Source organism: Sphingomonas sanxanigenens DSM 19645 = NX02, assembly GCF_000512205.2.
Classification (GTDB): domain Bacteria; phylum Pseudomonadota; class Alphaproteobacteria; order Sphingomonadales; family Sphingomonadaceae; genus Sphingomonas_D; species Sphingomonas_D sanxanigenens.
This window is the reverse complement of sequence record NZ_CP006644.1, coordinates 410,701-435,924: the sequence shown is the minus strand read 5'-3', so window position 1 is coordinate 435,924 and position 25,224 is coordinate 410,701. Positions and strand designations below refer to the sequence as shown.

The 25,224-nt window shown below is 62.0% G+C and carries 26 protein-coding genes; 17 read left to right on the top strand and 9 right to left on the bottom strand.

What is annotated here, in order from left to right; translation table 11 throughout:
* Window positions 1–43: 43 nt before the first annotated feature.
* From NX02_RS01940 to NX02_RS01925, 4 genes are read left to right on the top strand one after another with little or no spacing between them, the layout of a single operon-like run.
* Window positions 44–2,314 carry an FdhF/YdeP family oxidoreductase gene (locus tag NX02_RS01940; protein WP_025290539.1) on the top strand — a complete coding sequence of 757 codons (2,271 nt, stop codon included), beginning with the start codon at window positions 44–46 and terminating at the stop codon, window positions 2,312–2,314.
* 2 nt (window positions 2,315–2,316) lie between these two features.
* Complete coding sequence (locus tag NX02_RS01935; protein WP_245648741.1) at window positions 2,317–3,102, top strand: formate/nitrite transporter family protein; 786 nt, start codon at window positions 2,317–2,319, stop codon at window positions 3,100–3,102.
* 16 nt (window positions 3,103–3,118) lie between these two features.
* On the top strand, window positions 3,119–3,820 hold the full coding sequence (locus NX02_RS01930; protein ID WP_025290537.1) for a cytochrome c oxidase assembly protein: 702 nt from the start codon (window positions 3,119–3,121) through the stop codon (window positions 3,818–3,820).
* Window positions 3,817–4,314 (top strand): CopD family protein, encoded by a 498-nt coding sequence (locus tag NX02_RS01925; protein WP_039996351.1) that lies wholly within the window; start codon window positions 3,817–3,819, stop codon window positions 4,312–4,314. Before NX02_RS01930 ends, NX02_RS01925 begins: the two co-directional genes overlap by 4 nt.
* Here NX02_RS01925 and NX02_RS01920 read toward each other — a convergent pair.
* On the bottom strand, window positions 4,281–4,907 hold the full coding sequence (locus NX02_RS01920) for a DUF2231 domain-containing protein (RefSeq protein ID WP_245648740.1): 627 nt from the start codon (window positions 4,905–4,907) through the stop codon (window positions 4,281–4,283). The genes NX02_RS01925 and NX02_RS01920 overlap by 34 nt on opposite strands.
* On the opposite strand from NX02_RS01920, the gene NX02_RS01915 reads away from it, so the two are divergent.
* From NX02_RS01915 to NX02_RS31165, 6 genes are all read left to right on the top strand, one after another.
* Window positions 4,887–5,501, top strand: coding sequence for a cytochrome c oxidase subunit II (locus NX02_RS01915; protein ID WP_025290534.1), 615 nt, complete (start codon window positions 4,887–4,889; stop codon window positions 5,499–5,501). The two genes, NX02_RS01920 and NX02_RS01915, sit on opposite strands and share 21 nt — an antisense overlap.
* The gene (gene ctaD / locus NX02_RS01910; protein WP_025290533.1) at window positions 5,498–7,990 is read left to right on the top strand and encodes a cytochrome c oxidase subunit I; all 2,493 of its coding nucleotides are present in this window, start codon (window positions 5,498–5,500) and stop codon (window positions 7,988–7,990) included. Before NX02_RS01915 ends, ctaD begins: the two co-directional genes overlap by 4 nt.
* On the top strand, window positions 7,987–8,298 hold the full coding sequence (locus NX02_RS01905; RefSeq protein ID WP_025290532.1) for a hypothetical protein: 312 nt from the start codon (window positions 7,987–7,989) through the stop codon (window positions 8,296–8,298). The genes ctaD and NX02_RS01905 overlap by 4 nt, the downstream gene beginning before the upstream one ends.
* Before the next feature lie 112 nt (window positions 8,299–8,410).
* Window positions 8,411–9,244 (top strand): formate dehydrogenase accessory sulfurtransferase FdhD, encoded by an 834-nt coding sequence (gene fdhD, locus NX02_RS01900; RefSeq protein ID WP_053000571.1) that lies wholly within the window; start codon window positions 8,411–8,413, stop codon window positions 9,242–9,244.
* Window positions 9,241–9,780, top strand: coding sequence for a molybdenum cofactor guanylyltransferase (locus NX02_RS31170; RefSeq protein ID WP_084717585.1), 540 nt, complete (start codon window positions 9,241–9,243; stop codon window positions 9,778–9,780). The genes fdhD and NX02_RS31170 overlap by 4 nt, the downstream gene beginning before the upstream one ends.
* The gene (locus NX02_RS31165) at window positions 9,773–10,996 is read left to right on the top strand and encodes a molybdopterin molybdotransferase MoeA (protein WP_084717584.1); all 1,224 of its coding nucleotides are present in this window, start codon (window positions 9,773–9,775) and stop codon (window positions 10,994–10,996) included. Before NX02_RS31170 ends, NX02_RS31165 begins: the two co-directional genes overlap by 8 nt.
* A 3-nt stretch (window positions 10,997–10,999) precedes the next feature.
* Here NX02_RS31165 and NX02_RS31160 read toward each other — a convergent pair whose 3' ends face one another.
* Window positions 11,000–11,623 (bottom strand): class I SAM-dependent methyltransferase, encoded by a 624-nt coding sequence (locus NX02_RS31160; protein WP_084717583.1) that lies wholly within the window; start codon window positions 11,621–11,623, stop codon window positions 11,000–11,002.
* Window positions 11,624–11,831: 208 nt separating this feature from the next.
* Between NX02_RS31160 and NX02_RS01885 the strand changes: the two genes are divergently transcribed.
* Together NX02_RS01885 and NX02_RS01880 are read left to right on the top strand one after the other, a co-directional pair.
* A complete protein-coding gene (locus NX02_RS01885; protein ID WP_025290528.1) occupies window positions 11,832–12,704 on the top strand; it encodes a diacylglycerol/lipid kinase family protein in 873 nt (290 codons plus the stop codon).
* Window positions 12,701–13,543 (top strand): inositol monophosphatase family protein, encoded by an 843-nt coding sequence (locus NX02_RS01880; RefSeq protein ID WP_211258269.1) that lies wholly within the window; start codon window positions 12,701–12,703, stop codon window positions 13,541–13,543. The genes NX02_RS01885 and NX02_RS01880 overlap by 4 nt, the downstream gene beginning before the upstream one ends.
* Window positions 13,544–13,590: 47 nt before the next feature.
* Here the strand turns inward: NX02_RS01880 and NX02_RS01875 are convergent, their stop codons facing one another.
* Window positions 13,591–14,226 carry a retropepsin-like aspartic protease family protein gene (locus NX02_RS01875; protein WP_025290526.1) on the bottom strand — a complete coding sequence of 212 codons (636 nt, stop codon included), beginning with the start codon at window positions 14,224–14,226 and terminating at the stop codon, window positions 13,591–13,593.
* A 194-nt stretch (window positions 14,227–14,420) separates the two neighbouring features.
* Between NX02_RS01875 and NX02_RS01870 the strand changes: the two genes are divergently transcribed.
* Together NX02_RS01870 and NX02_RS32040 are read left to right on the top strand one after the other, a co-directional pair.
* Window positions 14,421–14,687, top strand: a complete 267-nt coding sequence (locus NX02_RS01870; RefSeq protein WP_025290525.1) for a DUF2171 domain-containing protein — start codon at window positions 14,421–14,423, stop codon at window positions 14,685–14,687.
* A gap of 73 nt (window positions 14,688–14,760) precedes the next feature.
* The gene (locus tag NX02_RS32040; RefSeq protein ID WP_158013863.1) at window positions 14,761–14,904 is read left to right on the top strand and encodes a hypothetical protein; all 144 of its coding nucleotides are present in this window, start codon (window positions 14,761–14,763) and stop codon (window positions 14,902–14,904) included.
* A 21-nt stretch (window positions 14,905–14,925) separates the two neighbouring features.
* Here the strand turns inward: NX02_RS32040 and NX02_RS01865 are convergent, their stop codons facing one another.
* The gene (locus NX02_RS01865) at window positions 14,926–17,694 is read right to left on the bottom strand and encodes an NAD-dependent epimerase/dehydratase family protein (protein WP_245648739.1); all 2,769 of its coding nucleotides are present in this window, start codon (window positions 17,692–17,694) and stop codon (window positions 14,926–14,928) included.
* A gap of 51 nt (window positions 17,695–17,745) precedes the next feature.
* Between NX02_RS01865 and NX02_RS01860 the strand changes: the two genes are divergently transcribed.
* Window positions 17,746–18,792 (top strand): sodium:calcium antiporter, encoded by a 1,047-nt coding sequence (locus NX02_RS01860; protein WP_025290523.1) that lies wholly within the window; start codon window positions 17,746–17,748, stop codon window positions 18,790–18,792.
* A 37-nt stretch (window positions 18,793–18,829) separates the two neighbouring features.
* A complete protein-coding gene (locus tag NX02_RS01855) occupies window positions 18,830–19,435 on the top strand; it encodes a DedA family protein (RefSeq protein WP_025290522.1) in 606 nt (201 codons plus the stop codon).
* A gap of 159 nt (window positions 19,436–19,594) precedes the next feature.
* On the opposite strand, the gene NX02_RS01850 is transcribed toward NX02_RS01855, so the two are convergent.
* A complete protein-coding gene (locus NX02_RS01850) occupies window positions 19,595–19,792 on the bottom strand; it encodes a hypothetical protein (protein WP_025290521.1) in 198 nt (65 codons plus the stop codon).
* Window positions 19,793–19,916: 124 nt separating this feature from the next.
* Here NX02_RS01850 and NX02_RS34055 point away from each other — a divergent pair, with 124 nt between their 5' ends.
* The gene (locus NX02_RS34055) at window positions 19,917–20,300 is read left to right on the top strand and encodes a poly-beta-hydroxybutyrate polymerase N-terminal domain-containing protein (RefSeq protein WP_425424053.1); all 384 of its coding nucleotides are present in this window, start codon (window positions 19,917–19,919) and stop codon (window positions 20,298–20,300) included.
* Between the two features lie 81 nt (window positions 20,301–20,381).
* Here the strand turns inward: NX02_RS34055 and NX02_RS01845 are convergent, their stop codons facing one another.
* The 4 genes from NX02_RS01845 to NX02_RS01835 form a co-directional block, all read right to left on the bottom strand.
* Window positions 20,382–21,959: an MBL fold metallo-hydrolase gene (locus tag NX02_RS01845; RefSeq protein WP_025290520.1), complete on the bottom strand. Its 1,578-nt coding sequence runs from the start codon at window positions 21,957–21,959 to the stop codon at window positions 20,382–20,384.
* Between the two features lie 100 nt (window positions 21,960–22,059).
* The gene (locus tag NX02_RS31155; RefSeq protein WP_084717582.1) at window positions 22,060–22,482 is read right to left on the bottom strand and encodes a response regulator; all 423 of its coding nucleotides are present in this window, start codon (window positions 22,480–22,482) and stop codon (window positions 22,060–22,062) included.
* A gap of 82 nt (window positions 22,483–22,564) precedes the next feature.
* A complete protein-coding gene (locus NX02_RS01840) occupies window positions 22,565–23,188 on the bottom strand; it encodes a response regulator transcription factor (RefSeq protein WP_025290518.1) in 624 nt (207 codons plus the stop codon).
* Window positions 23,178–25,067: a PAS domain S-box protein gene (locus NX02_RS01835; RefSeq protein WP_025290517.1), complete on the bottom strand. Its 1,890-nt coding sequence runs from the start codon at window positions 25,065–25,067 to the stop codon at window positions 23,178–23,180. The genes NX02_RS01840 and NX02_RS01835 overlap by 11 nt, the downstream gene beginning before the upstream one ends.
* Window positions 25,068–25,224: the final 157 nt, after the last annotated feature.

Genomic DNA, 25,224 nt, shown 5'->3' with positions numbered 1-25,224 from the left:
GAGACTTACGGAAGGGGGGGCATGTAGGAGGACAGAGCCTGCGATGACGGATGATACTAAGCCCACCGAATACGAGGGAACTTCCGGTGGTTGGGGATCCCTCCGCGGCATCGTCCAAACGATGGCCCGTGAAATGTCCTCGCCGGGCGCTTTAGCGACGCTTCGAACACAGAACAAGACCGGTGGTTTCATGTGCACCAGCTGCGCCTGGGGCAAACCGAAGCATCCCCATGCCTTCGAATTCTGCGAGAACGGCGCCAAGGCGACCTTGTGGGAACTGACGACGCGATGCTGCACGCCGGACTTCTTCGCCGAACACAGCGTCACCGAGCTGCGAAAATGGAGCGACCATGATCTCGAGCAGCAGGGGCGTTTGACCCATCCTCTGCGTTTCGACCAGGCGAGCGACCGTTATGTGCCGTGCAGTTGGGAGGAGGCATTCTCGGCGATAGGCGCGGGACTGAAGGCTATAGAGCCCAAATCCGCTGTTTTCTATGCGTCGGGGCGGGCGAGCCTTGAAACCTCCTATCTCTATGCGCTGTTCTCCCGCCTCTATGGGCACAACAATCTGCCCGACAGTTCCAACATGTGCCACGAAACGACGTCGGTCACGCTCAACAAACTGATCGGGTCGCCGGTCGGCACCTGCGTGCTCGACGATTTCGAGCAATGCGATGCCATCTTCTTCTTCGGCCAGAATACGGGAACGAACAGTCCACGTTTCCTCCATCCGCTGCAGAAAGCGGTGGAGCGTGGATGCAAGGTTGTGACGTTCAACCCCATCCGCGAGAAGGGATTGCTTGAATTCACCAACCCCCAACGGCCCGGCCAGATGCTGACCGGGCGTAACACACAGATCAGTTGTCAATATTTGCAGGTCAGGGCGGGCGGCGACATCGCCGCGATCATGGGGCTATGCAAATATGTTCTGGCTGCGGATGAACAGCGCGGCGGAACGGTGATCGATCATGATTTCATCGCAGCGCATTGCACCGGCTATGATGCCTTCCGCGCAAAGGCGGAAGCGACGTCTTGGGAGCGGATCGAACAGGAATCGGGGCTCAGTCGCGCCGATATCGAGGAAGCCGGACGGGTCTATGTCGAGGCGGACCGCGTGATCGGCGTCTATGGCATGGGCCTGACCCAGCATGTCCACGGGTTCGAAAATATCGCGATGTTGCTCAACTTGCTGCTGATGCGTGGGCATATCGGACGGCCGGGGGCCGGTATTTGCCCGGTGCGCGGCCACTCCAACGTTCAGGGTCAACGTACAGTTGGCATCTCCGAGAAACCCGAGCTCGTTCCACTAGACAAGCTCGCCGAGCAGTTCGATTTCGATCCGCCGCGCGACGAGGGCATGACGACGGTCAGGGTCTGTGAAGGCGTACTCGACGGATCGGTCCGCGCTTTCATCGGTCTGGGCGGCAATTTCCTGCGTGCCATTCCCGACCAGGGCCGGATCGAACCAGCATGGGAGCAGCTTGATCTGACAGTGCAGATCGCGACGAAACTCAACCGCTCACATCTGTTCAACGGGCGCACCGCCTATCTCCTGCCTTGCTTGGGCCGAAGCGAGGAAGACATGCAGGCTGGTGGTCCTCAGACAGTGACAGTCGAAGACAGCTTCAGCCACATTCACGGCTCGCTTGGCCATCGCCAGCCGGCCAGCGAGCATCTGAAATCGGAACTGGCGATCGTGGCTGGCATCGCAAAGACAACCCTGTCTGCAAATCCCAAGCTACGCTGGGACGAGTGGACGGACGACTATGGCCTCGTGCGCGATCTGATCGCCGAGACCTATCACGAGCAGTTTCACGACATGAACGCGCGGATGTTCGAGCCGGGCGGATTCTATCGGGGCAACGATGCACGCGAACGGATCTGGAAAACGGAAAGCGGCAAGGCGGAGTTCACCGCTCCTGAGATGCTGGCAGCCACCGATGTCGCCGACGCCGATGGCCGCTATCGCCTCGTCACCGTGCGCTCGAACGACCAGTTCAACACCACCATCTATGGGTATAGCGACCGCATGCGAGGAATCGAAGGCAAGCGGGATGTCATCCTGATCAGCCCTGTCGACATCGAGCGGGCGGGACTGGCGGCCGGGCAGCGCGTGTCGCTGGTGGGCGACGCCTGCGACCAGCATCTTCGCCGCATCGACGATCTGGAGATCGTGCCATTCGATCTGCCGGCTGGCACAATCGTGGGCTACTACCCGGAACTTAATCCGCTGATCGCCCTTGCCCACCACGACAGGAACTCCAAAACTCCGGCCAGCAAGGCCGTGCCTGTCCGCATCGAGAAGGTGGGCTGAACTTGGCGGAGCAATCCTTCGAAGATCCTGTCGGCAAGGCGATCGCTCAGGCGGCGTCCTCCACCCTGGCGACCAAGGCTCAGCAGGCCGTTTCGCGCCTGATGATCCTCGCTATCTTCGCTGGTGCGTTCATCGCGATGGGTTCAATCGCCGCGCTCGTATCGCAAGCGGCCATGGCTGATACCGGTTTGGTGAACATTGCTTCAGGGGCGGCGTTTTCCGTTGGCCTGATCATGGTCATGATCGTTGGAGCAGAGCTGTTTACCGGCAACACCATGCAGGTGCTTCCGGCCATTACCGGTGATCTTGGATTCGGCCGGCTCGCCAAGGCGTGGGCAGTCGTCTGGACCGGTAATCTGATAGGCAGTGGTATGATCGCACTGCTATTTGCCGCTGCAGGAGGGCTGACAGATGGCGTGGGCGATGCTGCGATCGCACTTGTTCAATCCAAGCTAGCGAAGCCAGCGGCCAGCGTATTCTCGTCAGCCATCCTCGCCAACATCCTCGTTTGCCTGGCGGTATGGATGGCGATGGGCGCGCAGACGATTCCGGCCAAGATCCTCGCGATCGTCGGCCCGGTGACGGTCTTTGTCGCGGCCGGGCTTGAGCATTCGGTCGCCAATATGTCGATCCTCCCCCTCGGCTGGCTTGCCGAAGCAGGGTCCGCAGTCGCCATTGCGGGTGGTGTGGCCAATCTGGCCATCAGCACGGCGGGAAATATCGTGGGTGGCGCCATACTGGCTCTTGGGCTCGCCTATGGTCATGACGCTCTGAGCGAAGCCGGGTGATTCAAGCGATGGGGGCATGCAAGTGACCAGCTATTGCGGCCCTGCGCCCCTTCCCGCCGAAGCGATGAATGCCTGGAACACGGACCCGGTGCTGCTCGCCGGCCTGGCGATGGCAATCGTACTGATCGGACGCACAGCCCGGCCTAGGCCCGCACTGGCCGGCGTGGCCGTTTTGGCGATAGTGTTCGTGTCGCCATTGTGCGCCATAAGCGTGGCGCTATTCTCAGCCCGGGCACTGCATCATATCCTGATCGTCGCGGTGGCCGCTCCTCTTATCGCGCTGGCCTTTCCTGCCCGCCGATCCGGCGCGCTGGGTTGCGCATTCGTTTCGGCTACCGCCTTGTTGTGGCTGTGGCACCTCCCGGCTCTGTACGATCGGGCGTTGATGGACACATTGGTCTACTGGGTCATGCAGTTGAGCCTGCTTGTCTCCGCCATCTGGTTCTGGCGCTGTCTGTTCGCGGCTCCGTCCGTTTCCTCCAGTCTCATGACGATCACTGCGATGGCCCAGATGGGAATGCTGGGCGCACTGCTCACTTTCGCGCCGACCGCGCTTTACGCTACCCATGCCGGAACGACGCTGGCGTGGGGCATGTCACCGCTGACCGACCAGCAACTGGCCGGTCTCATCATGTGGGTGCCCGGCGTCATCCCCTATGCGCTCGTTCTGGCGATCATAGCCAAGCGCGGCTGGGCCTCCATCGCAGCGACGTCATGATTACCGCGGTAAAATTCCTGCACCTTGCGGCCCTGTGCATCTGGTCCGCGGGGCTAGTGGGTCTACCGCTGCTGCTGGCACGCCATGATGCCAGTCACGATCAGGAGGAATATGGTCGGCTGCGGATACTGACGCACCATGCCTATATCGGACTTGTAACGCCGGCGGCCGTCTTCGCGATCGCGGCGGGCACTGCGCTTCTCTTCATGCGCGGCGTATTCGTGCCGTGGATGTTCGCGAAGCTGGTCGGCGTGGGAGCGCTCGTCCTGCTTCATGCGTGGATCGGGCACGTCACCCTGCTCGCCGGGGAACGCCAGGGCAGCTATGATCCGCCACGCGGTTGGCCGTTCACCCCCCTTATCGCAGCGGCGCTATCGGCGATCGTCATTCTGTTGCTGGTACTGGGCAAACCGCTGATTGACGAGCAGCTAGTTCCCGAATGGCTTCTCCAGCCGCAGGATCAGCCCTTGCCGGTGGACGAGGTGCCTAATTGATAGTCGAACACCAGCTTGCCGCCATGCCAACCGGTGATCGCGGTGAAGGCTGCCGCAAAGGCCGACAGCAGCAGCCCCCAGGGCAGCACCGCTTCCTCAAAGCCAGTCGTCAGGCGATAGCCCCAATTCGCCCCAAGCACGGAGAGCAGCATGACGGCGATGACGAAATGGGTCCAGCTTGCAGCCCGCGCGCGGATACCGGAGACGAGCAGCAACTCTACGGTACCGGATATCCCGGCAAGTACGCCGAGCAGAAAGGCCATGCCGCCAGCCCACAGCGCCGCCCGCGCCCAGAACAGGTCGCCGGTCCACCAGTAGAAGCCGTCGGCCCCGAGGGTGCTAATCGCCAGCGCCACGGGAAAGGCCACGAGCATGGCGTGGATCGGGTGTCCGGCCACCGCGATCTTCGATTCGGTGCGATGGAAATGCGGCTGATCCGCGATCGGATCGACAAGTGGGCCATCCGTTTCAAGGGGATCGGCGGCATCATCGTTGTTCAAGACCATTGGCGCATCATGCACCGGCTTTGCCGGATAGGGCCAGCCCTGATCGTGGGCGGCTGCGCTTCGCCAATGTCCACGCTCGATGCGCACGGGCCGGGCGCATCCGGTGTCGCCACCTTGTGGTGGGTGATGCTGGCGGGTGCTGCCGCCCTCACGATCCTGGTGTTGGCGCTGTTGGCGCTGTCGTTCCGCCGGCGCGGGCCTGGCGGGAAGGGCGGTGACGCGATCTGGCTTGGCTGGCTGGGGGTGGCCATGCCCGGCGCCGTCCTTGCGGCGCTTCTCGGTTATGCGCTCGTGCTCGGCAACCGCTCTTTGCCCCGTGCCGCACCCGACCTCGTCGTCGTCCATGCGACGGGACAGCAATGGCAATGGACATTCCGCCAACCCGGCGCGAGCACGCCGATCCTCACACGCGGGACGCTCCACATTCCCGTCGGCCGGCCCGTAGATGTCCATCTGGTCTCTGCCGACGTGATCCACAGCTTCTGGGTGCCACGCCTCGGTGGCAAGATGGATGCCATCCCCGGCCAGGTGAACGTGCTGCGGATCGTGGCCGACAGGCCGGGACTGTATGAGGGACAATGCGCCGAGTTCTGCGGACTCGATCACGCGAGTCACCGCTTCCGCGTCATCGCGCATGACGCCGCAGGCTGGGCAGCTTTCCGGCAAGGCGCTGGCCAATGACCGCGCTGCGTCGTCATCTGGCGCTTACCGCGATCTGGCGCGCGCCCAAGGGTTGGCGCGGGACGCTGGTATCGGTCAACCATTCGGACATCGGCAAGCGCTTCATCCTGGCTGCCTTTGCCTTCTTCGCGATCGGCGGCGTGCTCGCGATGCTGATCCGGGCGCAGCTGGCCACGCCGGACAGCGCCTTTGTCGGTCCTGCTGTCTACAATCAGCTTTTCACGATGCACGGCAGCATCATGATGTTCCTGTTTGCGATCCCCATGTTCGAGGGGCTGGCGCTCTATCTGCTACCCAAGATGCTCGGCAGCCGCGACATGGCATTTCCCCGGCTCTCCGCCTATGGCTGGTGGTGCTATCTGTTCGGCGGCACGATCCTGATCGCGGCGCTGGCGCTCGGTGTGGCACCTGACGGCGGCTGGTTCATGTACACGCCGCTGTCGTCGAAAGCCTATACACCCGGGATCAACGCCGATGTCTGGCTGCTCGGCATCACCTTCGTAGAGATTTCGGCCATAGCCGCGGCGATCGAGATCAGCGTCTCGATCCTCAAAATCCGCGCGCCGGGCATGCGGCTGGACACGATGCCGCTGTTCGCCTGGTATCTGCTCATCACCGCGCTGATGATGATCGTCGCCTTTCCGCCGCTGATCCTGGGATCGATCCTGCTGGAGGTGGAGCGGGCGTTCGGCTGGCCGTTCTTCGATCCATCCCGGGGGGGAAGCCCGCTCTTGTGGCAGCATCTCTTCTGGCTGTTCGGACATCCAGAGGTGTACATCATCTTTCTGCCGGCCGCCGGGGTGGTTTCCACCGTGCTCCCCGTCATGGCCCGCACCGGCATCCTTGGCTATGGCTGGATCGTCGCCGCGCTGCTGGCGCTCGCGTTTCTCAGCTTCGGGCTGTGGGTGCATCACATGTTCACCACCGGCATTCCGCACTTGGCGCTGGGATTTTTCTCGGCCGCCTCCGCGCTGGTTGCGGTGCCGACCGCGTTGCAGATCTTCGCCTGGATCGGGACGTTGTGGAACGGCCGGCCGGAACTCAAGCTGCCGATGCTCTACCTCGTCGGCTTCTTCCTCGTGTTCGTGCTCGGTGGGCTGACCGGCGTGATGCTGGCGATGGTCCCCTTCGATGCGCAGGCCCATGACAGCCATTTCGTCGTCGCGCATCTGCATTATGTCCTGGTGGGCGGGTTCATTTTTCCGATGCTGGCGGGCGCCTATTACTGGCTGCCACATTTCACCGGCCGGTCGCGCGTCCCGCGCCTCGGCGAGGCCGCATTCTGGCTGATCCTGATCGGTTTCAATCTGACGTTCTTCATGATGCACCTGACCGGGCTGCTCGGCATGCCGCGCCGCATCTATACCTATCCGGCGGAGATGGGCTGGACCGCGCTCAACCTGCTGTCGTCGGTCGGCAGCTTCATCATGGCTTTCGGTTTCGCGCTGTTTGCGCTGGACGTCGGCTTGCAGATTTTCCTCTCCCGCCGCTCCCGGCGCAATCCATGGCGCGCCGGCACGCTGGAATGGGCAATGCCTATCCCGGCACCGACCTATAACATCGCCAGTCAACCGCACGTCACCGACCGCGAGCCGCTCGTCATCGATCCGGGGCTCGCGCTTCATCTGGCGCGCGGAGAGGGCTATCTGGCCGAGGCGCGGCACGGCTGGCGTGAGACCATGGCGGTCGACTCTGTTAGCGGGGCGATCGACCATGTCGTGATTCTGCCGGGCAACACCCGCCTTCCCATCGTTACCGCAGCCGTGACGGGCGGCTTTTTCCTGTCCGTGCTGTTTGGATATTACTGGCTCACGCTCGTACCTTTTGCCGGGGTCGTCGCTCTGGGCTGGTGCTGGGCATGGAAGCTGGGCGCGCGCGAGGATGTCGGCGTGGTCTCGATCGGATGCGGAAAGACCGCGCCGATCCACCGCGAGGCGGCCGGAGCGCCGGGCTGGTGGGGCAGTATCTTCCTTCTGGTCGCCGATGGGGTTCTGTTGGCATCACTGCTCTTTGGCTACGCTTTTCTCTGGGTCGTCGCCCCAGGCTGGCCGCCGCCGCAGATTATCAACGATGGGCACGCTATCGGGATCGTGACGGCACTCGCGGCCATGGCTGGCCTGCTGCTGGCACGCAGAGCAGAACGTAAGGCGAGTACGGATGAACTGTCTTCGGCTTCCGGGGCGGCTTTGCTTGCAGCGATTGCTCAGATACCCGCGCTCGTGGGAATGATCGCGATCGGGATCACGTCGCTGCCGACTCCTGCCAGCCATGCCTATGCGGCAATTACCTGGGTGTTGCTGGCCTATGGCGCGCTCCATGCCGCTCTCGCCGGTCTGTGCGCCGCGTTCGGCCGCGCGCGGATCGCCGCTCGATACGTCTCTCCCGCTCGGGTGCTGGAACTGTCGCTAGCGCGGCTGTTTGGCGATTTTGCCGGTATGGCGACGCTGGTCGTACTTGCCTGCCTCTTTGGCCCGGGAGTGGCGCAGTGAAGCTTCTGGCACGGGCCAGCGCCGGACTGATCGTCTGGGCGGCGGGGTTTTCGCTTCTCTATGCCCTCCACGGTCTGGGATGCGCCAGTGGCTGGAACAGCATGTGGCCAGGCAAAGCGAACCTGTTCATTTGGGTGCTGGGAACAGTCTGGTTCCTGGCCCTGGGCGCCGGCATCGGGACGATCTGGTGGACCTGGAAAGCGCTGGTTGGTTTCGAAAGGCGCCTGGCTGTCGCGTCGGCATATGCTGGTTTCGCCGGCACAATCATCACCGGTGCACCCATTGCTTTGGTATCCGCCTGCCTGTGACCAACCCTCTGGAACGAATGCAACCATTCGCGCTTTATTTGGGGCGGCCATTTTATGTACGGAAAAAGAATATTCGTCGTCGTTCCTCTACAAGCAGAGGCGCATCCCTGGAATGAGGGACCGACTGCCATCATTACCTTATGTTCCTGACGTGGGGGACGACCTCTCCAGTTCCGTTTCGATCTGTCAGAGGTTCGAGCGGTTGTTCCCGTCGGACGAAGGCGCCCCGAGCGATCGCCCTATCGCTGTGGAGAGCCCCGTTGCCATTGAAGTCAACGGCATCGGCTACGCAGTTTTGATGGCGACACCGGCCGAACTCGAAGAGCTCGCCACCGGTTTTGCCCTTAGCGAGCGATTGGCGGACAATGCTAGGGACATCATCGACATCTATGTCTATCACAGCGCCATCGGATGGATCATACGCGTCACCTTGTCCGCGCATTTGGCAAGCCGCGTGCATGATCGTGTCAGGCACCGTGCATCGGAAAGCTCGTGTGGTTTGTGCGGGATTGAAAATCTCGAGCAAGCAATGCGTCCGTTGCCGAAAGTTCATAACAGCTTCGCCGGTTCGCACCGGGCGGTTTTCACCGCTATCGCCAGCTTGCGCGATCTCCAGCCGTTGAACCATCTCACCGGGGCGGTCCACGCGGCCGCACTTTGCGATCATGAAGGCACGATCAGGTTGGTGTGCGAAGACGTCGGTCGGCACAATGCGTTCGACAAACTCATCGGCGCCATGGCGCGCAGGCAGATGGATTGGTCCGGAGGATTCGCACTGCTCAGTTCGCGCTGTTCCTATGAGTTGGTGGAAAAGGCGGCACTTGCCAATTGTCCGTTACTGGCCACCATCTCTGCGCCGACGGACCTTGCCATTGCTCGAGCCGCCGAGGCTGGGCTACCGCTGATTTCACTGGTCCGCCCGGACGCGGCGCTTCTTGCCCGATGACCCTGCTGGGAGCCGTGCTGGCGGGTGGTCAATCACGGCGGTTTGGCAGCGACAAGGCTTTGGCGGCGTGGAAAAACCATTCATTGATCGACCATGTGATTGGCACGCTCCGGCCGCACGTCGATACGATACTCATATGCGGCCGGGAATGGAACGAGGAGATAACGGCACCCGATATTCCCGAACCGGGCCGCGGTCCTCTGGGTGGGCTTAATGCTGCCATGGCTTACGCTACGTGTCACGGCCTCGATCGGGTTTTGAGCGTCCCATGCGATGTCCCGACCCTGCCGGACAGCCTTTTGCGGCGCTTGAAAGCGTGCGATGAACCGACCTATCTTCAGGAGCATCCTGTGATCGGAATTTGGCCGAGCGCGCTCGCTGCGACGCTCGATCGTCATTTAGCCGGCAACATTCGCGGCTCCATGCGGGAATGGACCGGCTTGATCGCCGCTGACTCCGCCAGACTGCTAGAGGGAGAGCAACTTCCCAACATCAATCGAACGACGGACTTGATGGCGCTGGGGTCTCATGGTTAGAGCAAAACCCGACGTCGATACGGCTTTGCGGATACTGCGCGATAACGCGCCCGAACTTACCACAGAAATGGTGCCGGTGTTCGTTGCTTCCGGCCGGGTCGTTGCTACGCCTCCACTGGCTCAACTGCCAGTCCCCAGATTCCGCGCATCGGCCATGGACGGGTTCGCGCTGGCTAGCGATTTCACCTTAAGAGCTTCGGCAGAGGATCCTGTTCATATGCTGGTTGTCGAGCGATACGGAGCGGCAGGCGTAGCTGCGGAAGGTCTGCGCGCGGGTGAGGCGGCACGCATCGCGACTGGCGCGCCCGTTCCGAACGGAGCGGACTCAGTCTTGATCAAGGAAGAGACTGTCAGCACCATGGTTGGTGGCGGCCGCCGGCTATCGCTTACCATGCCGGTGCCCGCGGGAAGCAATATCCGCCTGCAGGGCGAAGATGTGCTTGCCGGAGCCCCATTGGTGGCGCGGGGCAAGCTGCTCTCACCCGCCGGTATCGGGTTGATGGTGGCGGCGGGAGTGTCCGAGGTGGAGGTCCGGCGTTGGCCGCGGGTGCGGCTCGTCTGCACTGGTTCAGAACTGGCGGCCGATGCGGCGTCACTGGATCATCCTGCGCGCATTCCCGACAGTAACGGGCCCATGCTAATGGCAGCATTGCGTGAAATTGGATTGCCGTACCATTCTTGTCACCATGCGGCCGATGAGGCGGATCAACTTGAAAAGGGCCTGATCGACGGGGATGCGGATATCCTCATTTCGACAGGTGGTGTGTCTGCTGGCGACTATGACCTGATCCCCGGCACGCTCGAAAAACTCGGTGCGACCATCCATTTCAACGGCGTCTCCATGCGTCCCGGCAAACCAATATTGTTCGCGACGCTAGCGGATAACAGGCCATTTTTGGGCCTGCCGGGAAATCCTGTCGCCGCCGCCGTGGGATTCCGCTTCTTCTTTGGCGCTTTGCTGCGCGAAATGCTTCGCGTTCCGATCGAAGCCGGCATCCCGATCAAAACCCGAATACCGCGCCGTCCCGGAACAACATTATTCTTGCGGGGTCGTGCCCACCATGATGACTATGGTGCTCTGGGTATCGAGCTCGAGGGCGATCAGCGGTCCCATATCCTGTCGTCGGTAGTAGCCGCTGATAGCTGGATACGGGTCGATGGCAATGAAACACGCGCGCCCCTGCTGTTTTCGCAACTGCTTTCCCTTAAATCATAGGATTCAAGCCTTGCGAGGGCGTTCCGCGCGATAAACGTGGCAGGGCGGAATATTCCGCCAAACATAGGATGTTTCAACGCCTCCGAAACGCTCGGCGAGCAGTGGAGCTATCGTCGAGCGCATCTGATAGGCGAGGAGTGCCCCTTGTCTCTGAAGAATCCGCGCACTTATATCGAGAGTGCGAGCGCCCTCCTCGGCGGACATTGTCGAAAATGGAATGCCGGTGACGATGAGATCGGCGGATCCAAGCCCATGCTTTTCCAGGATGAGGTCGGCGGACGCGGCGGGCGCGGGAACCGCCAGCAAGCGAGAATCATCGATGGTTCGGCGCAGATGGCGGGTAAATCGCCGGCTGACATCGATGGCTACCAACCGGCTGTCTCGCGGCATCCTTTGAAGGAGGGCTCGGGAGAGAGGTCCGGTGCCCGGCCCAAATTCTACAACGACGCGCGCATTCATCCAGTCGACCGGTTCCAACAACGCTTTGACCAAATAGCGCGATGCAGGGAAGGCCGATCCGACAAGATTGGGGCGGCGTAGAAATTCGCGAATGGAGACTTGGAGTCCCCCGCCGTTACGGTTACGCGAGGCGCCCTCCTTATCAGAAATATCGAAAGAGGTGGCCATCAACTGCTCTCATTCATTGTCGACATTCCCGATAAACGAGCAGCCCTGGATGAAGTTTCGCCGGACAGCAAAGTGCACGAGGCCCCGCTCCAAGCGGACCGATGGCGGCACAGGGTTCACTGCTCTGGTTGATCGCTAGAGGTATCCGGAACGAAATCGGGGCATCTGGCTTTCCGGACTTGTACTCGTCTCCGCCTGCAGGAACCTCATGCGCGCGCTTCTCGTCCATAACGACAATGCCGGCACTGATCCCGATCCGCGAGAGGCGATCGAAGCGGTGCTGGAGGCAGCGGGCATCAAAACGATCTATTGCGCTCACGGCGACGAAGATCTGGCGGTCGCGCTGCAAGCCCCTGTCGATTTCATCATCGCTGCGGGTGGTGACGGCACGGTTGCCGATGTCGTCTCTGCGTTTGAGAATGCCGATTGCCCGATCGCGATCCTTCCGTTGGGCGGTTCCAACAACATCGCCCATGCCCTGGGCGTTGATGGACCCTGGCGCGATTTGCCGGGACGGTGGTCGATGGACCAGTGGACATGGCTGGATCGATGCGAGGCTGATGGGCCCTGGGGTTGCAAGCGGTTCGTCGAAGCATTGGGGTCGGGCGTGCTGACCGACGCTGTCGACAAGGCGGAGGAGGAACCGTCCTCAACTGCGGAGAAGCAGGCCAATGGCCGAGCGGCGTTTCGAGCTGCGCTCGCCAAGGCCAATCCCTTCCACTGTGCCATCGACGCGGACGAATGGTCGTGGGAAGGCGAGTGTCTGATGGTCGAGGTGATGAATATCGGCTACGCTGGCTCCCGCCTTGCGCTTGCCCGAAACGCCTTGCCTGGCGACGGTATACTCGACGTTGTGATCGTCACTCCGGATCAGCGTGACAGCCTCCTCCATTGGGCGGTGACGCCCGATGACCAGCCTTGTCCGATCCCGACAAGGCAGGCGGCGAGGATCCTCATGGCCGTCAAGGAGCGCCCGTTTCGTCTAGATGATCGCTCGCCGAACGAAGATTTGTCGGGAACCGTCGACATTCGCATCCGTGTGCCCGCGGTGAAGATTCTTAAGCCCAAGGTATTCGTGTGACACAGGATCGCTTTCCTCAGCCCGAGCCGGAATTGCTATCCCGCATCGAAAGCGTTGCGGTCGAACTGGCGCAATTGGGTGGCGCTGAAATCCGCGCTGCGCTGGGCAACCTGTTGCGGATCAAGTATAAGGGGACGGAAGAGAACCCGATGCACCTCAAGGACCCGGTCTCGGAGATTGACGGCCGTGTAGAGGCGCTCATTCGCGACCGCCTGGGTGAAGCCTTTCCGACACACGACATCGTTGGCGAGGAAATCGATCACCGGCCAAGCCCTGGTCACGATTTTCTGTGGGCCGTCGATCCGATCGACGGCACCGCCAACTTCATCAACAGCTTCCCTCTCTTTGCCTCCTCGGTGGGCGTGCTCTATCGCGGCCAGCCAATCGTCGGCGCGGTCTGGTGCAGCGCAAGCCATGCTCTGGAACCTGGCGTCTATCACGCAGCGGCAGGAGGGCCTCTTCGCTTCAACGGCACACCGCTCGACAGCGCGCTCAACCCCGCGATCCGGCGGCGGCTTGGCGGCGAGCCCTATGCCCGCGCCGGTGCGATTCATGGTTGGGACGGGCGGAAGACTGGGTCCGCTGCCATCGAGTGCGCCTTTGTCGCAGCGGGAATCCTGGAGATGGCGTGGTTCGAGCGTCCGAACATCTGGGATGTGGCGGGAGGTCTGGCGCTCGTACGCGCGGCCGGCGGGGACGTAATCGAACATCGCAACGGCAGCTGGAGGGAGTTCTCCGGCTTTGGCGCCGTCGGCACAGATCCGGGGCGCTGGTCGGCGCCCATCGCGCTTGGGAGTCGCTCCACCCTTCACCATTTCAGCGAACAGTCGCCGCTATGAGGACGAACGGTGCTGCGAGATCAGCCGGCGGCGCCAAGCAATATCGATCATCCTCTTTTGTGGAAGGCTGTTTCAACTGGTTTCTTAGGCACGAGGACCAGCACACGGTTCTCGACCCGCCAGGATGCCAGCTGAGACAGAAACTTCATGCCAAGCACGTCCGCATTGCCGAGCGCCGGCGAGATCACGACCTTCAGGTTTCGCGCCTCGATGCTGCCGAGGCTAAGCCGATCGACGGTGCCGGTCTCAGCCTGCACTGCGCCATTCGCCGTCCGCAGGATCACCGGCAACAGTCCGACGCCGTGCGGCACCGAGGCCAGTTCCGCGGTGGGCTGCGAGAGGGCGGTGATCGTCGCGCCGCTATCTACCAGCATGCGCCGTTCGAGGCCGTTGATTGATACCTGCGCCCAGAAATGGCCATCGCGAGACATGCGGATGCGCACTCCACCGCCGACGACGTCCTGGCTGTCGAGCCCGAGCCTGGCTGTCAGGCGCGCGAGATTGGGATCGAAGGGGGCCTGCTGGAAGAGCAGCAAAAGGCACAAGGCGAACAATGCGAAGGAGAAAAGCGACCGCAGGAGCCGGCCGACATAGGGAAGTTTGAACAGCAGGATCAGCAATAGAGCGGCGCCGCCGGCATAGAGCGCCATTTGCTGCCATTCCGGGTTCGTCGTGATCGGCACTTTGACCTCGGGCTGCGATCGATATGACAATCAACAGCAGCCGCAGGCATTCGATCCCGCTACAGCCTGTCCCATTGTGCAAGGAGACCAAACGGCAAGAGCCATTTCTGCGCCGAAGTGTTGCGCCCATGGTGGCCGAACCGATGGCTCGCACGTTCATCGTAAACCGACATCCGAGCGACAGGAGAACGGACATGGCCGATCTGAGTGAGATCAAGGAGCATATGGAAATCATCGGTGCCGACGGCGTCCACATCGGCACGGTCGACAAGGTGGAAGGGGATCGCATCAAGATGACGAAGGCCGACAGCGGCTCCCATAGCGATCACCACCATTATTTGTCAGGCGGTCTCGTCGCTGCGGTCGAAGGCAACCAGGTCCGTCTGTCGGCGGCGGGGGATGCCGCAGTGCTACTTGAAGAGGAGGACGGCGGCGAACCTCTTTCGGACAAGCGGTCCTGACCGAAGCCGCAAGAGAGGCCAGGGGCGCATGGGCGCCTCTGGCGATCGGTCAACGTCATTTCAGGAGATGGAAATGAGCGACCTCAAGAAAAGACCCCAGAATCGCGAGGTGGAGAATGAGATGATCTGCCCGCCCGCAGAGCAAGGGAAGCCGCCCAGATCCGTGACCGAGCCCAAGCCGAAAGCGGGCCGGCGCGCTCGCCAAAAGCAAGGCTGACGATGCCCAGGTGCGCGCCGGTCAGACAATGCAGCGATCCCAGCTTCCATAGCGCTCCCTGATCTCGCCGCGCCGTAAACTGAGCGCGATGAGCAAAGCCCCGACCACGATGCTTGCGACGCTGTGCGTGGCGTCGGCGCCGAACAGGAACGGCGTCACCATCGTTGATGCGCCAAGCGGAATGAGACAGTAGCGCACCGGCCGCGCCACTTCCGCGGCAGCCAGGGAGATCACCGTCAACGCGAGAAAGCCGACAAGGTGATCCGAGTGGGCCATCGTCCCGTCCGCCCCGAACGTCAGCCGCGTGAACAAGAGCGATGTTGCCAGCAAGGCGGCGAGCGCGAGATTCCAGGGAAGATTGACGCCGCCCGCCCACATCTCGCGAAGCACCTCGGCAGGGCCCCGTTCGAACTCATCGGTCCGTGGCTTGCGCTGGCCGCTGTCGGTGTCGCCGAACAGGAAGACCCGCAGCCACGGACGTCCGGCGCGTGTCCGTCTCCGCACGAACTGGACGGTCGCAAGCAGCTCATCGAGCGAATAGGGGATCTGGATCAGCATGGCGGCAGCGCCGATCAATGTCAGCGTCGCCCAGGTTCCGATGACGATGGGCTGGATGATCACGAACAGGATCGAGACAATACCGAGCGGCGCGATCATAAGCCCGAACAGGAATACCAGCCATGGCATGGTGCGCCAGCGCGCGCGAGCGCCGACGATGCCGGTAACGATCTCGAGCGCATAGGTGTATCCGCCGAGCGCCGCGTCGGGGATCGGAAACGCTTCGGATACCGAAGAGGTGATCACCGCCTCGGTGCCGTTTTTCTCCGGTTCGTCCGGAAGACCGGGGAAGAACGGTTCCCAGACGCTCTCGATATGACCAAGCTGATAGGCCGTCAGATAACGTGCGACCAGTAGTCCGATCAGCGCAAGGACGATGATCGGCAACCGTTGCGTCCAGGCGGAAGGGTTGTAGCTCCAGCCCGGAGGGATATCCGGCCCGGTCATCGCCGCGACCATCGAGGTTCCGGGTTCGGGGCGCGTGCCGACCGCGAGGCCGAAAGCGAACGCCCCGACCAGCGTGTCGGACAGGAATGCGGCCGGATTGGCCGTCCAGAACAGGAAGGGGATCGCCATGATGCCGGCGGCAACCGCGGCGGATGCCCAGCGCGCCCAGGCCATGCGCCAGGACAGGGACAGGGTGGAAAAGACGATCAGCGCCGTCCCGAATATGATCTCCGACCAGAAAAGCGCCGGCTCCTCGACTTCGACGATCACAGGTTGGACCAGGATCCAGCATCCGAGCGCGATATTGACGAAATGCGCCCATCGCGTGTCGCCGTGCGCCTTGCGGCGCCACTCGTCGTGGCGCACGCGCAACGCCTCGGGGTCCTCGCCGATCGCTTCGGCCTCGGTGACGAATGCGGGCGGCGGAATGCGGTTGCCCTCGTACCAGGCGGCAGGGTCGTTCTTCAGCGCGGCGACGATGGCGGGCAGTTCGTCTTCGAGGCGGTGCCTGGGTTCCCATCCGAGGAGCGCACGAGCGCGGCTGATATCGAGCGCATAATGGTCGCTCGCCATCCTTGTCATGAACGGCTGGATGAACGGACGCGTGCCCTGGTCGATCGCGTCCGGGATAACCGGCTCGGCTTTGTCCTGAACCCACGCTCCGATTCCCGCGACGGCGGACGGCACGCGCAGCGTGGCCCACTCGTCCTTGCCATGGATGAGCGCACCCAGGCGGTCCTGCAGGTCGTCGTAGCCGATCGCATCGGGTTCGCCGACCAGGATGACGGTCTCACCGGCAAGCTGGTCACGACGGTCGATCGTACGGACGAAGGCGTCGATCATGTCCTCGCGATGGATCATCGCCTGCCCGGCATCGGTATCGCCGGAATAAAGATGGCTTTGGAAATCGCGTTCATAGATCCGGGCGACCTGGTTGGCGAAGGTCGGAACGGACGTGCGTTCGTCGTAGACGCCGGCGAGGTGCAGGAAGACAACCGGTATGCCGCCCCGCGCAGCACTGATCGCCTGCTCGGCTTCGGCCTTGGAACGGGGATAGGCCCAGCCCGGCGCGATGGGGCGGCTCTCGTCGATCCGCTCACCTGGAGAGCACGGTTCATGCACCAGCATCGTGCCTGAATAGACGAACTGTTCGACCTTGAAGCGCTGCAGGCCGCGGATGAGATTGCGGCTGCCCTCGACGTTGACGGACTTATATTGTGGTTTGTCCTCGCCGCTGAAGTCGAAGAAGGCGGCTAGGTGAACGACGCTGGCGATTTGGCGACCGTGCTCGGTTCCGATCCGCTCGAGCGCCTCGACGACGCTTTTCTCGTCGGTCAGGTCCACTTCGATAACGGGATAGTTCGTGTCGCCCTTCGTCACGTCGAGGCCGACCACCCGATAGCGATCCTGCAGCGCACCGGCCAATGAACGGCCGATATTCCCGGCAGCGCCGGTGATCAGAACAACGGGTTTGTCGGTCATCGGCATCCCCAAAGCGGTGGGTGTAACGGATGGCCCGGGCGGCCATCTGGGGAAAATCATTCCCTGTCCACGAGTAGTAACCGTTCCAGCCGCGGAAGTTTCCAGGTCGAGGCATGAGGCAGGCGCGGTCCGTAATCCCCAAGCGTTGCGAAACGCACACCAACGCACGGTGGATACCGCAGCGCCGGTGCCGGCGTGTACCCGACAACTTGACCGATCTCGGCGCGCCGCGATGCAGATGTTATCCCGCCGTCTCGCGGTCGGACGCCGCACCAGGGATGCAAAGTCGTCCCGAAGCGACATGCGCAGAACGTCGAAGCGGGAACGCCGTGAGGAGGCGGCAGTTTGCCTACCATGCCGCTTTCAAACGCCGCCGATTACCCGATATGGGTCAATGTCCTGATCTTCGCCGCAGCAGGGGCGGTGATCTGGGTGTCGGGCGGGCGGCTGACCCGCGCGCTCGATGCGATCGCAGCGAGGACACGGCTCGAACATGTCTTTGTCGGCATGCTTCTGCTCGGCGGCATCACCTCTCTTCCCGAACTGGCCAACGTCGCGACCGCCTCGAGCATCGGCAACCCCTCTCTCGCGGTCAACAACCTTCTCGGCTCGGCCGCCATCAACATTTTGCTGCTGGCGATTGCCGATGGCCTGGTCGGCCGCAAGGCGGTGACATCGATCGTTGTCCAGCCATCGACCATGATGATGGCCGCTCTCTGCATGATCATCCTGATCGCGATCGCCGGCCTTATCGTTCTTGGCGACATGGCTGTGGGGCCTTTGGGCATCGGCGGCCTGACTATCGGCATTCTCTGCCTTGCCTTTCTGTGGCTGGCCGCCGGACATGACGAGCGCACCAGCTGGGCGCTCAAGGAGGAAGGGGCCCCCGAAAAGAGGGGGAAAGAGGAGGTGTCCACCGCCCCGCTCGCTATTCTGTGGGCGCGCGTTGCCTTCCATGGCGCGCTGTTGTTTGCCGCGGGCTACGCGCTATCCCAGACCGGAGACGCGATCGCGCAGCAGGCCGGGCTGACCAGCGCGATCGTCGGATTTGCGCTGATTGGCACAGCGACCTCGCTGCCTGAACTGGTAACCGTGATCGCCGCGCTGAAGCTGGGTCGGCCCGAAATGGCGTTCGGCCAGATCCTCGGCACCAACTTCATCAATCTGTCCCTGCTTCCGGTTGGTGACTGGATCTTTGATGGCGAGCCGGTGGTGAATATGCTTGGTCCATTCGAAACCCTCTCGGCGCTGCTCGGCGCCGTGCTCATCGGTATCTTCATGGTCGGTCTCCTGGAACATCGGGACCGGACGATTTTCAGAATGGGTCTGGATTCCGCGGCGGTGATCGTCTCGTTCGCGCTTGGCCTGGCATTGCTTGCCGGCCTGCCGGCACAGGACTGAGGATTCATAATACAATGCGTTTTGGCAGCCATCGATCGTGACGAACTGGATCTCCGATCTCGTCGAATCCATGGGCTATCTGGGCATAGGCTTGCTCATGTTCCTCGAGAATCTCTTCCCGCCGATCCCGTCGGAGCTTATCATGCCTTTGGCTGGCTACAGCGCCGCCCAGGGAAAGCTCAGCCTCGTTGGCGTTTTGCTGTCGGGAATGACCGGCACGGTCGCAGGTGCGCTATTCTGGTATAGCGTCGCTCGCATCGTGAACGAAGAACGGCTCCGACGTTGGGCCGATCGACATGGACGTTGGCTCACCCTGGATGGGAACGATATCAGCCGTCTCGAAGACTGGTTCTGCCGGCATCGAAACTGGGCCGTCCCTAGCGCCCACGTCATCCCCGGGTTGCGAACGCTGATTTCGATCCCGGCCGGCATATTCGAGATTCCGCTCGTTCGCTTCATCCCGCTGACAATTCTCGGTTCCGGGCTATGGACCTGTGCATTGGGCCTGGCGGGATATGCGCTCGGCGAACGCTTTGACGCGGTGGATCGCTATCTGGGACCGGCCAGCAGCATCATAATGGCCTGCCTGCTGGCATTTTATTTCTGGCGCGTTGCAAGGTTCAGACCTGACAGGTCCGGTTAGGGACTAGCTTTTGCCCGATTTATTAAGCCTGCGCCCTATGAATAGCCGGAACCCGGAAAGGCCGCTCGTAGCAACAGTTGTGCCCGATGAGCGCCGCAGCGGCCTCGGCGGGCGTCACCTTCTTGGCGAGCGCGGGATTTGCGATGCGGTTGGCTTGGCTCAACGGGCCGACAACTCGGCCACGGCAAAGCGGTCTTGCACGTTGGCGACCTCTGTCCCCTGCTTGCCAGGCAGCGTCATCGAGACGACGCCTTGAACGAGCAATATGCTCAGGAAGAGACCTAGACCGACCTGCAGCCTTATACGACTCTGTTCGATCCGACCGGCAACCGCGGCACGTCTGCGATCCGTCATCATAGCCTCCCAATGGTAGTTTCGCCGACGTTGCTAGCGCTGCGCCCGAAGTGGAAATATCCGGGAAGTTACTAAGGTCCGGGGCACCGGATACGAGCCGTCCTCCTTGCGAGAGGACATCTACGTAGTGCGATTTCCCTGCTGCATCTGCACTAGCGGATCACTCTGGAGGAGCGAATCTCGAGATGGCCGCTGGTGCCCTGATGCACGTGCCCGCCCCCTGGATAGGATCGCAGAGTCTCTCCACCGCACAGTGGTGGCAGCAGTTGCCCGGATGAAATCAGGCCTTGCCCCTACGAGGCTCGACAAGGCGCTGCCCAATTGGAGCCACCACTTCGCATTCTCGCCCGGCAAGTCTCTTCAGCTCGACGGGCAAGCGGGCGGGAAATATGCTCCCTCTTTGAGCATATCATCCGCAGCGCGCACCAGCGGGATGCTGCGCCGGCCATTGAGCCCCACCCGCAGGATCGAGGCTTTTTCCGATTCGGCTTGCGCGCGCCCTTCCCCTTAACGTCCCTCTCCTGATCACCGGTGCGACAAACCCATAGTCGATCGTCCCAAGCTTCCGGTGATGTCCAAGCCAAGCCCTCTTTCAGTCCGCCGGTCGAGCCAGGGCGTCCATCATGCCGCGCAGCGCGGCTGATCGCGCGGCGTTCGTCGGAAGCGCTTTGAGTTCCTCCTTGAGATTGGCGAGGAGACCCGCGCACATGTTTCGCCAGTCTAGGCCGATTGCCTCGTTGGCTTCGTCATGGGTTCCATCGATGAGGGTAGCCGCGCCAGCGCGAGCAAGATGGTAGCAATCGCCAATGGCAGGGGACATGACCGCTCTTGCCGCACCGCGCGCAGCCAGTTCGGCGCCCAGCAATTCGATGGTTCGGGCTTCGCCATGTGTGAGAAAAAGGCTTCCCGTGATAGGATGCCGGTCCTCAATCCATCCGATAAGGCCATCGCGATCAGCGTGCCCGGTGTAGCTTTCGATCTGCCGGATCCGGGCCTGGACGACGATCGTGCGGCCCGACATGCGCACGCGCTTTGCACCATCGAGGATGGTGCGTCCCAGCGTTCCGGCGGCCTGAAATCCTACGAAGAGAATCGTCGAGTCCGCACGCGCCAGATTATGCCAGAGGTGATGCCGGATGCGGCCACCCTCGCACATCCCGGACGCAGCCAGGATAATCGCCCCCGACGCAGCGTTGAGCGCGATCGAATCCGTCGAAGTTTCGACATAGTGAAACGCAGGATGATCGAAGATCCTGCCCTTCCCCATGTCTTCGAGCGCGTCAGCATGGCGTCCGAACACCTCTGTCGCTCGCCCAGCCAAGGGCGAATCGATGTAAACCGGTACGCGAGGCAGCCTGCCCGCGTTGATCAGGCTGGCAATATCGAGGAGCAACTCCTGCGTTCGCTCGAGCGCGAATACCGGAATGACGAGGTTCCCGCCCGCCGCGATGGCCTCCCTGATCTCCCCTTGGAGCAAGGTACGGCGTTGGCGGATGGTGTATTGCTTCCGCGTCTGGTCGCCATAGGTGCTCTCGCAAACAATATGGTCGAAGCCAGAGGGAGCGGCCGGATCTGGATGGAACGCCTTGTGCTCGGGGCCAAGATCCCCCGAGAATAGCAAACGCTGTCCGCCGACAACCAGTTCGACCGAAGCAGAACCGAGGATATGTCCTGCATTCCATAGGCGAGCCCGAATGCCCGGCACCGGCTCGAACCAGGTCTCCAGTGGCACCGCACAAGCGTGGCGTGCCGCCTGTGTCCCGTCGTGCTCCGTAAAGATGGGTTCGAACGGCTCCTCGCCAGCGCGATCCTGCCGCCGATTACGCCGCGCCGTATCGTTCTCCTGGATCCTGCCCGCATCGGGCAGCATGAACGCGAGCAAATCACGTGTCGGCGCAGTACACCAGACCTTGCCGGCGTAACCCGACGCAACGAGTTTGGGCAGTAACCCACAGTGGTCCATGTGAGCATGCGTCACGATCACGGCGTCGATTTCGCTCGGCCTGAACGCAAACGCACGATGGTTCAGCCCTTCCAGGCTACGTGAACCCTGAAACAACCCACAGTCGATCAGAAGGCGACGCTTACCATGAGCGACTTCCATACACGAACCGGTCACTGTGCGCCCAGCGCCATGAAATGTGAGCGAAACAGACTCTTCCGTGTTCATCACCGTCCCTCGATCGAATACCAGTGCGATGGCGCATCCGCTCCCCTTGCTCCGTCTCGCGATCTTCGACAGCGGGGACAATAACGAGCGCTTGCTCTGCCTATCCCCCAGATCCGCCCGATGGTCCCCTGCTTTCCGCAACGAGCCGGGAAACAGTGTCCGCGAGGCGATGCTCACGCAGCGGCTTTTCGATGACGCTGGCAAATCCTTCCCGTGTTGCCAGTTCAACCAGACGAGCCGAATGATAGGCGGAAACGAGCACTGCCGGTCCCTTCCAGCCATGACTCCGTAGCGCCCGCAGAACGCCAAGCCCGTCAATTTCCGGCATCAGATAGTCGGTGACGAGGCATGCAGCTCCCAAGGCAATCGGATCGGCAAGCAGCGCCTTGCTCGAGGCATAGGATCGAACACCGTAACCTTTTGCGTGAAGAAGGAGCTGAGCAGAACGACGGACAGCCGAGTCGTCCTCGACGAGCATAATGAATGGCCGGGTAGCATCGAGAGTTGGAAGATGTGCGTTCATGATAATCCTGACACGCCGGCTGTAGCCATGCCGGATCGGTCAGATGACGCACAGGTGCCCGTTGCGTCATTACGTATTGGTCCTAGGCGTTTCTATCGCCAAGATTGGCCGCAAAGGCGATGCGCAGTGCTTCGGACAGGCTCTTCACATTCAGCTTCGCCATGAGGTTCGCCCGATGCACCTCAACTGTCCGCGGCGATATGCCAAGGTCGAAGGCGATCGTCTTGTTCGGCAGCCCATCGGCAAGTCCTTTGAGCACATCCTGCTCCCTGCTCGTCAACCCGGCAATCAGCAGGGCCGCTTCCGCACCGCGTTCAGCACGCCTGCCCAAACCGTCGAGCCGCTCGAAGCCGGCGGAAATCGCCTCGATCAGCGTCGCCTTTTCGAACGGCTTCTCGATAAATTCGACCGCTCCAGCCTTCATGGCACGCACAGCGATAGAAATGTCGCCATGGCCGGTGAGGATGATGACCGGCATCGCGACGCCGCGCTCGATCAAAACCTTCTGCACCTCGAGCCCGTCCATGTCCGGCATCCGGACATCAAGGAGGATGCAGCCTGGCTCGACATGGCGAACCTCACGCAGAAATGCGGTGCCGGACGGATAGGTGGCGACCGTATATCCCGACGTCTTGAGCATGAACCCCGCCGAGCGCCGGATCGCCTCCTCATCATCGACTATGTGGATCATCCGTCTATCCGTCATTCATATTCTCCGCGTCCGCTCCGACGAGCGTGAAATGAAACTGCGATCCGCCCCCCTTGCGCGGCTCAAGAAAAATTCGTCCCCCATTGGCCTCGACGATCGTCCGGCAGATCGACAGCCCAAGGCCCATACCTTCGCTCTTCGTGGTCACGAAGGCGGTGAACAACTGCTGTGCAACATGCTCAGCGACACCCGGGCCCGTGTCCGCCACCGTGACGCGGACCATCCCGTCTTCTTCCTTCCGCGTGCAGACCCATATCTCGCGCTCAGGCGAGTTTGCCATCGCCTCGACCGCGTTGCGGACGAGGTTGATCAGAACCTGCTGTATCTGCACCTTGTCGACCAGTACCAGCGCTGCGCCAGCGTCGAAATCGAAATGGGACCGAACGCCCTTCTCCTTCGCACCGATCAATCCGAGCGCTGCCGCCTCCGCGATCAGGTCAGGCAGGTTCTCAACCGTCTTCTCGACTTCGCCGCGTGCGACAAAATCACGCAGCCGCCTAACGATATGTCCCGCGCGGATCGCTTCGCCTGCTGCATCATTCAGCGCCTCGGTGATCATCGGCAGATCGTCGGGATTGCCCTCGGCCAGCAAATCCCGCACAGCCTCCACATAGTTCGCAACCGCCGTGATCGGCTGGTTGAGTTCATGTGCCAGGGTCGACGCCATCGTACCCATCGCGCTGACGCGGGCGACATGGATGAGTTTGGATTGCAACTCCTCAAGACGTTCCTCCGTCTCGTGTCGCTCGGAAAGATCGCGTATGAAGCCAGTGAACACGCGCTGCTTGTCGCTGGTCGCCTCACCCACCGAGAGCTCCATGGGAAAGGTCGAGCCATCACGCCGACTGGCCAGAACCATGCGGCCAATACCGATTATCCTGCGTTCGCCGCTGACAAGATAGCGTTCGAGATAGCCGTCATGCCGCTCTCTATCTGGCGACGGCATGAGCCGGCTGACATTCGATCCGACAACCTCGGTTTCCGCATAGCCAAAAAGCTTTTCGGCGGCAGTGCTGAAGGAAAGGATGCTGCCCTGCTCATCGATAACGACCATCGCATCGGGGACCGTTGCCAGGATGGAGCGCAGGTGGCTGGCATTTGCTTGCAGCGCCCTTTCCGCAGCCCGCTGCTGGGTGGCGTCGCGCACGACCTTGCCGAACCCGCGAAGCGTGCCATCCTCGTTGTGCAGCGCAGTAATCGAGACGTGCGCCAGGAACTCCGAACCGTCCTTGCGGACCCGCCAGTCCTCTTCCTCGAATTTGCCCAGCTCCCGTGCGCGCGCAAGATCTGCGCTTGGCTTGCCTGCCTCCACTGCGTCGAGGGGATAGAAAATCGAGCAATCCTTGCCGACGATCTCTGCCTCGCTCCAGCCTTTCAGCCTCTCGGCACCCTCGTTCCAGATCGTGACCCGGCCCCCGGGATCCAGCATGTAGATCGCATAACCCTCCGCGCCGTCTATCAACAGATTCAATTCTTCGGCAGCGGCCGCTCCCTCACGCAGACGGGCCGCGACTCGCTCATTCTCCTGGCGTGAACGCCGCTGCCAGGGCGCATTGCCCGCGGCGAACAATATGATGCCGCCGGCCAGCACCAGGGCTGTTACAACGCTGATCGTATCGAACATGGTGGACGGTTCGGCCAGTTCGAGCACCGTTGCAGCGACAACCGACAGGATCGCAGCGAGCAGCGCCTGGCGCGCGCCCCCGGCGATAGCAGCGAACAACACGGCCACGCAGAAGAGGAAATACGGCTCGCCGGCAACGAGCCAGGGTTTAAGCGTGTAGCGAGCAACGATTGCGATCAGGACTGTGGTTACCGTGAGGATCGACGCCAACGCCTGGGAGCGCTTCACCTGTGTCTCACTACCGGCCACCATGAGTTCACCAACGACCCACAAGTAGCCCGGTTGATAATCCAATGTCGGAAGACGATAGCCAAAGCCACACGGTTGCTCGCGCAGAACGGCGGCGCTCTGGATGGGCGGCGAACCATCCCGCGTATCGCATCGAAGAGGACAGAGACATGACGCACTC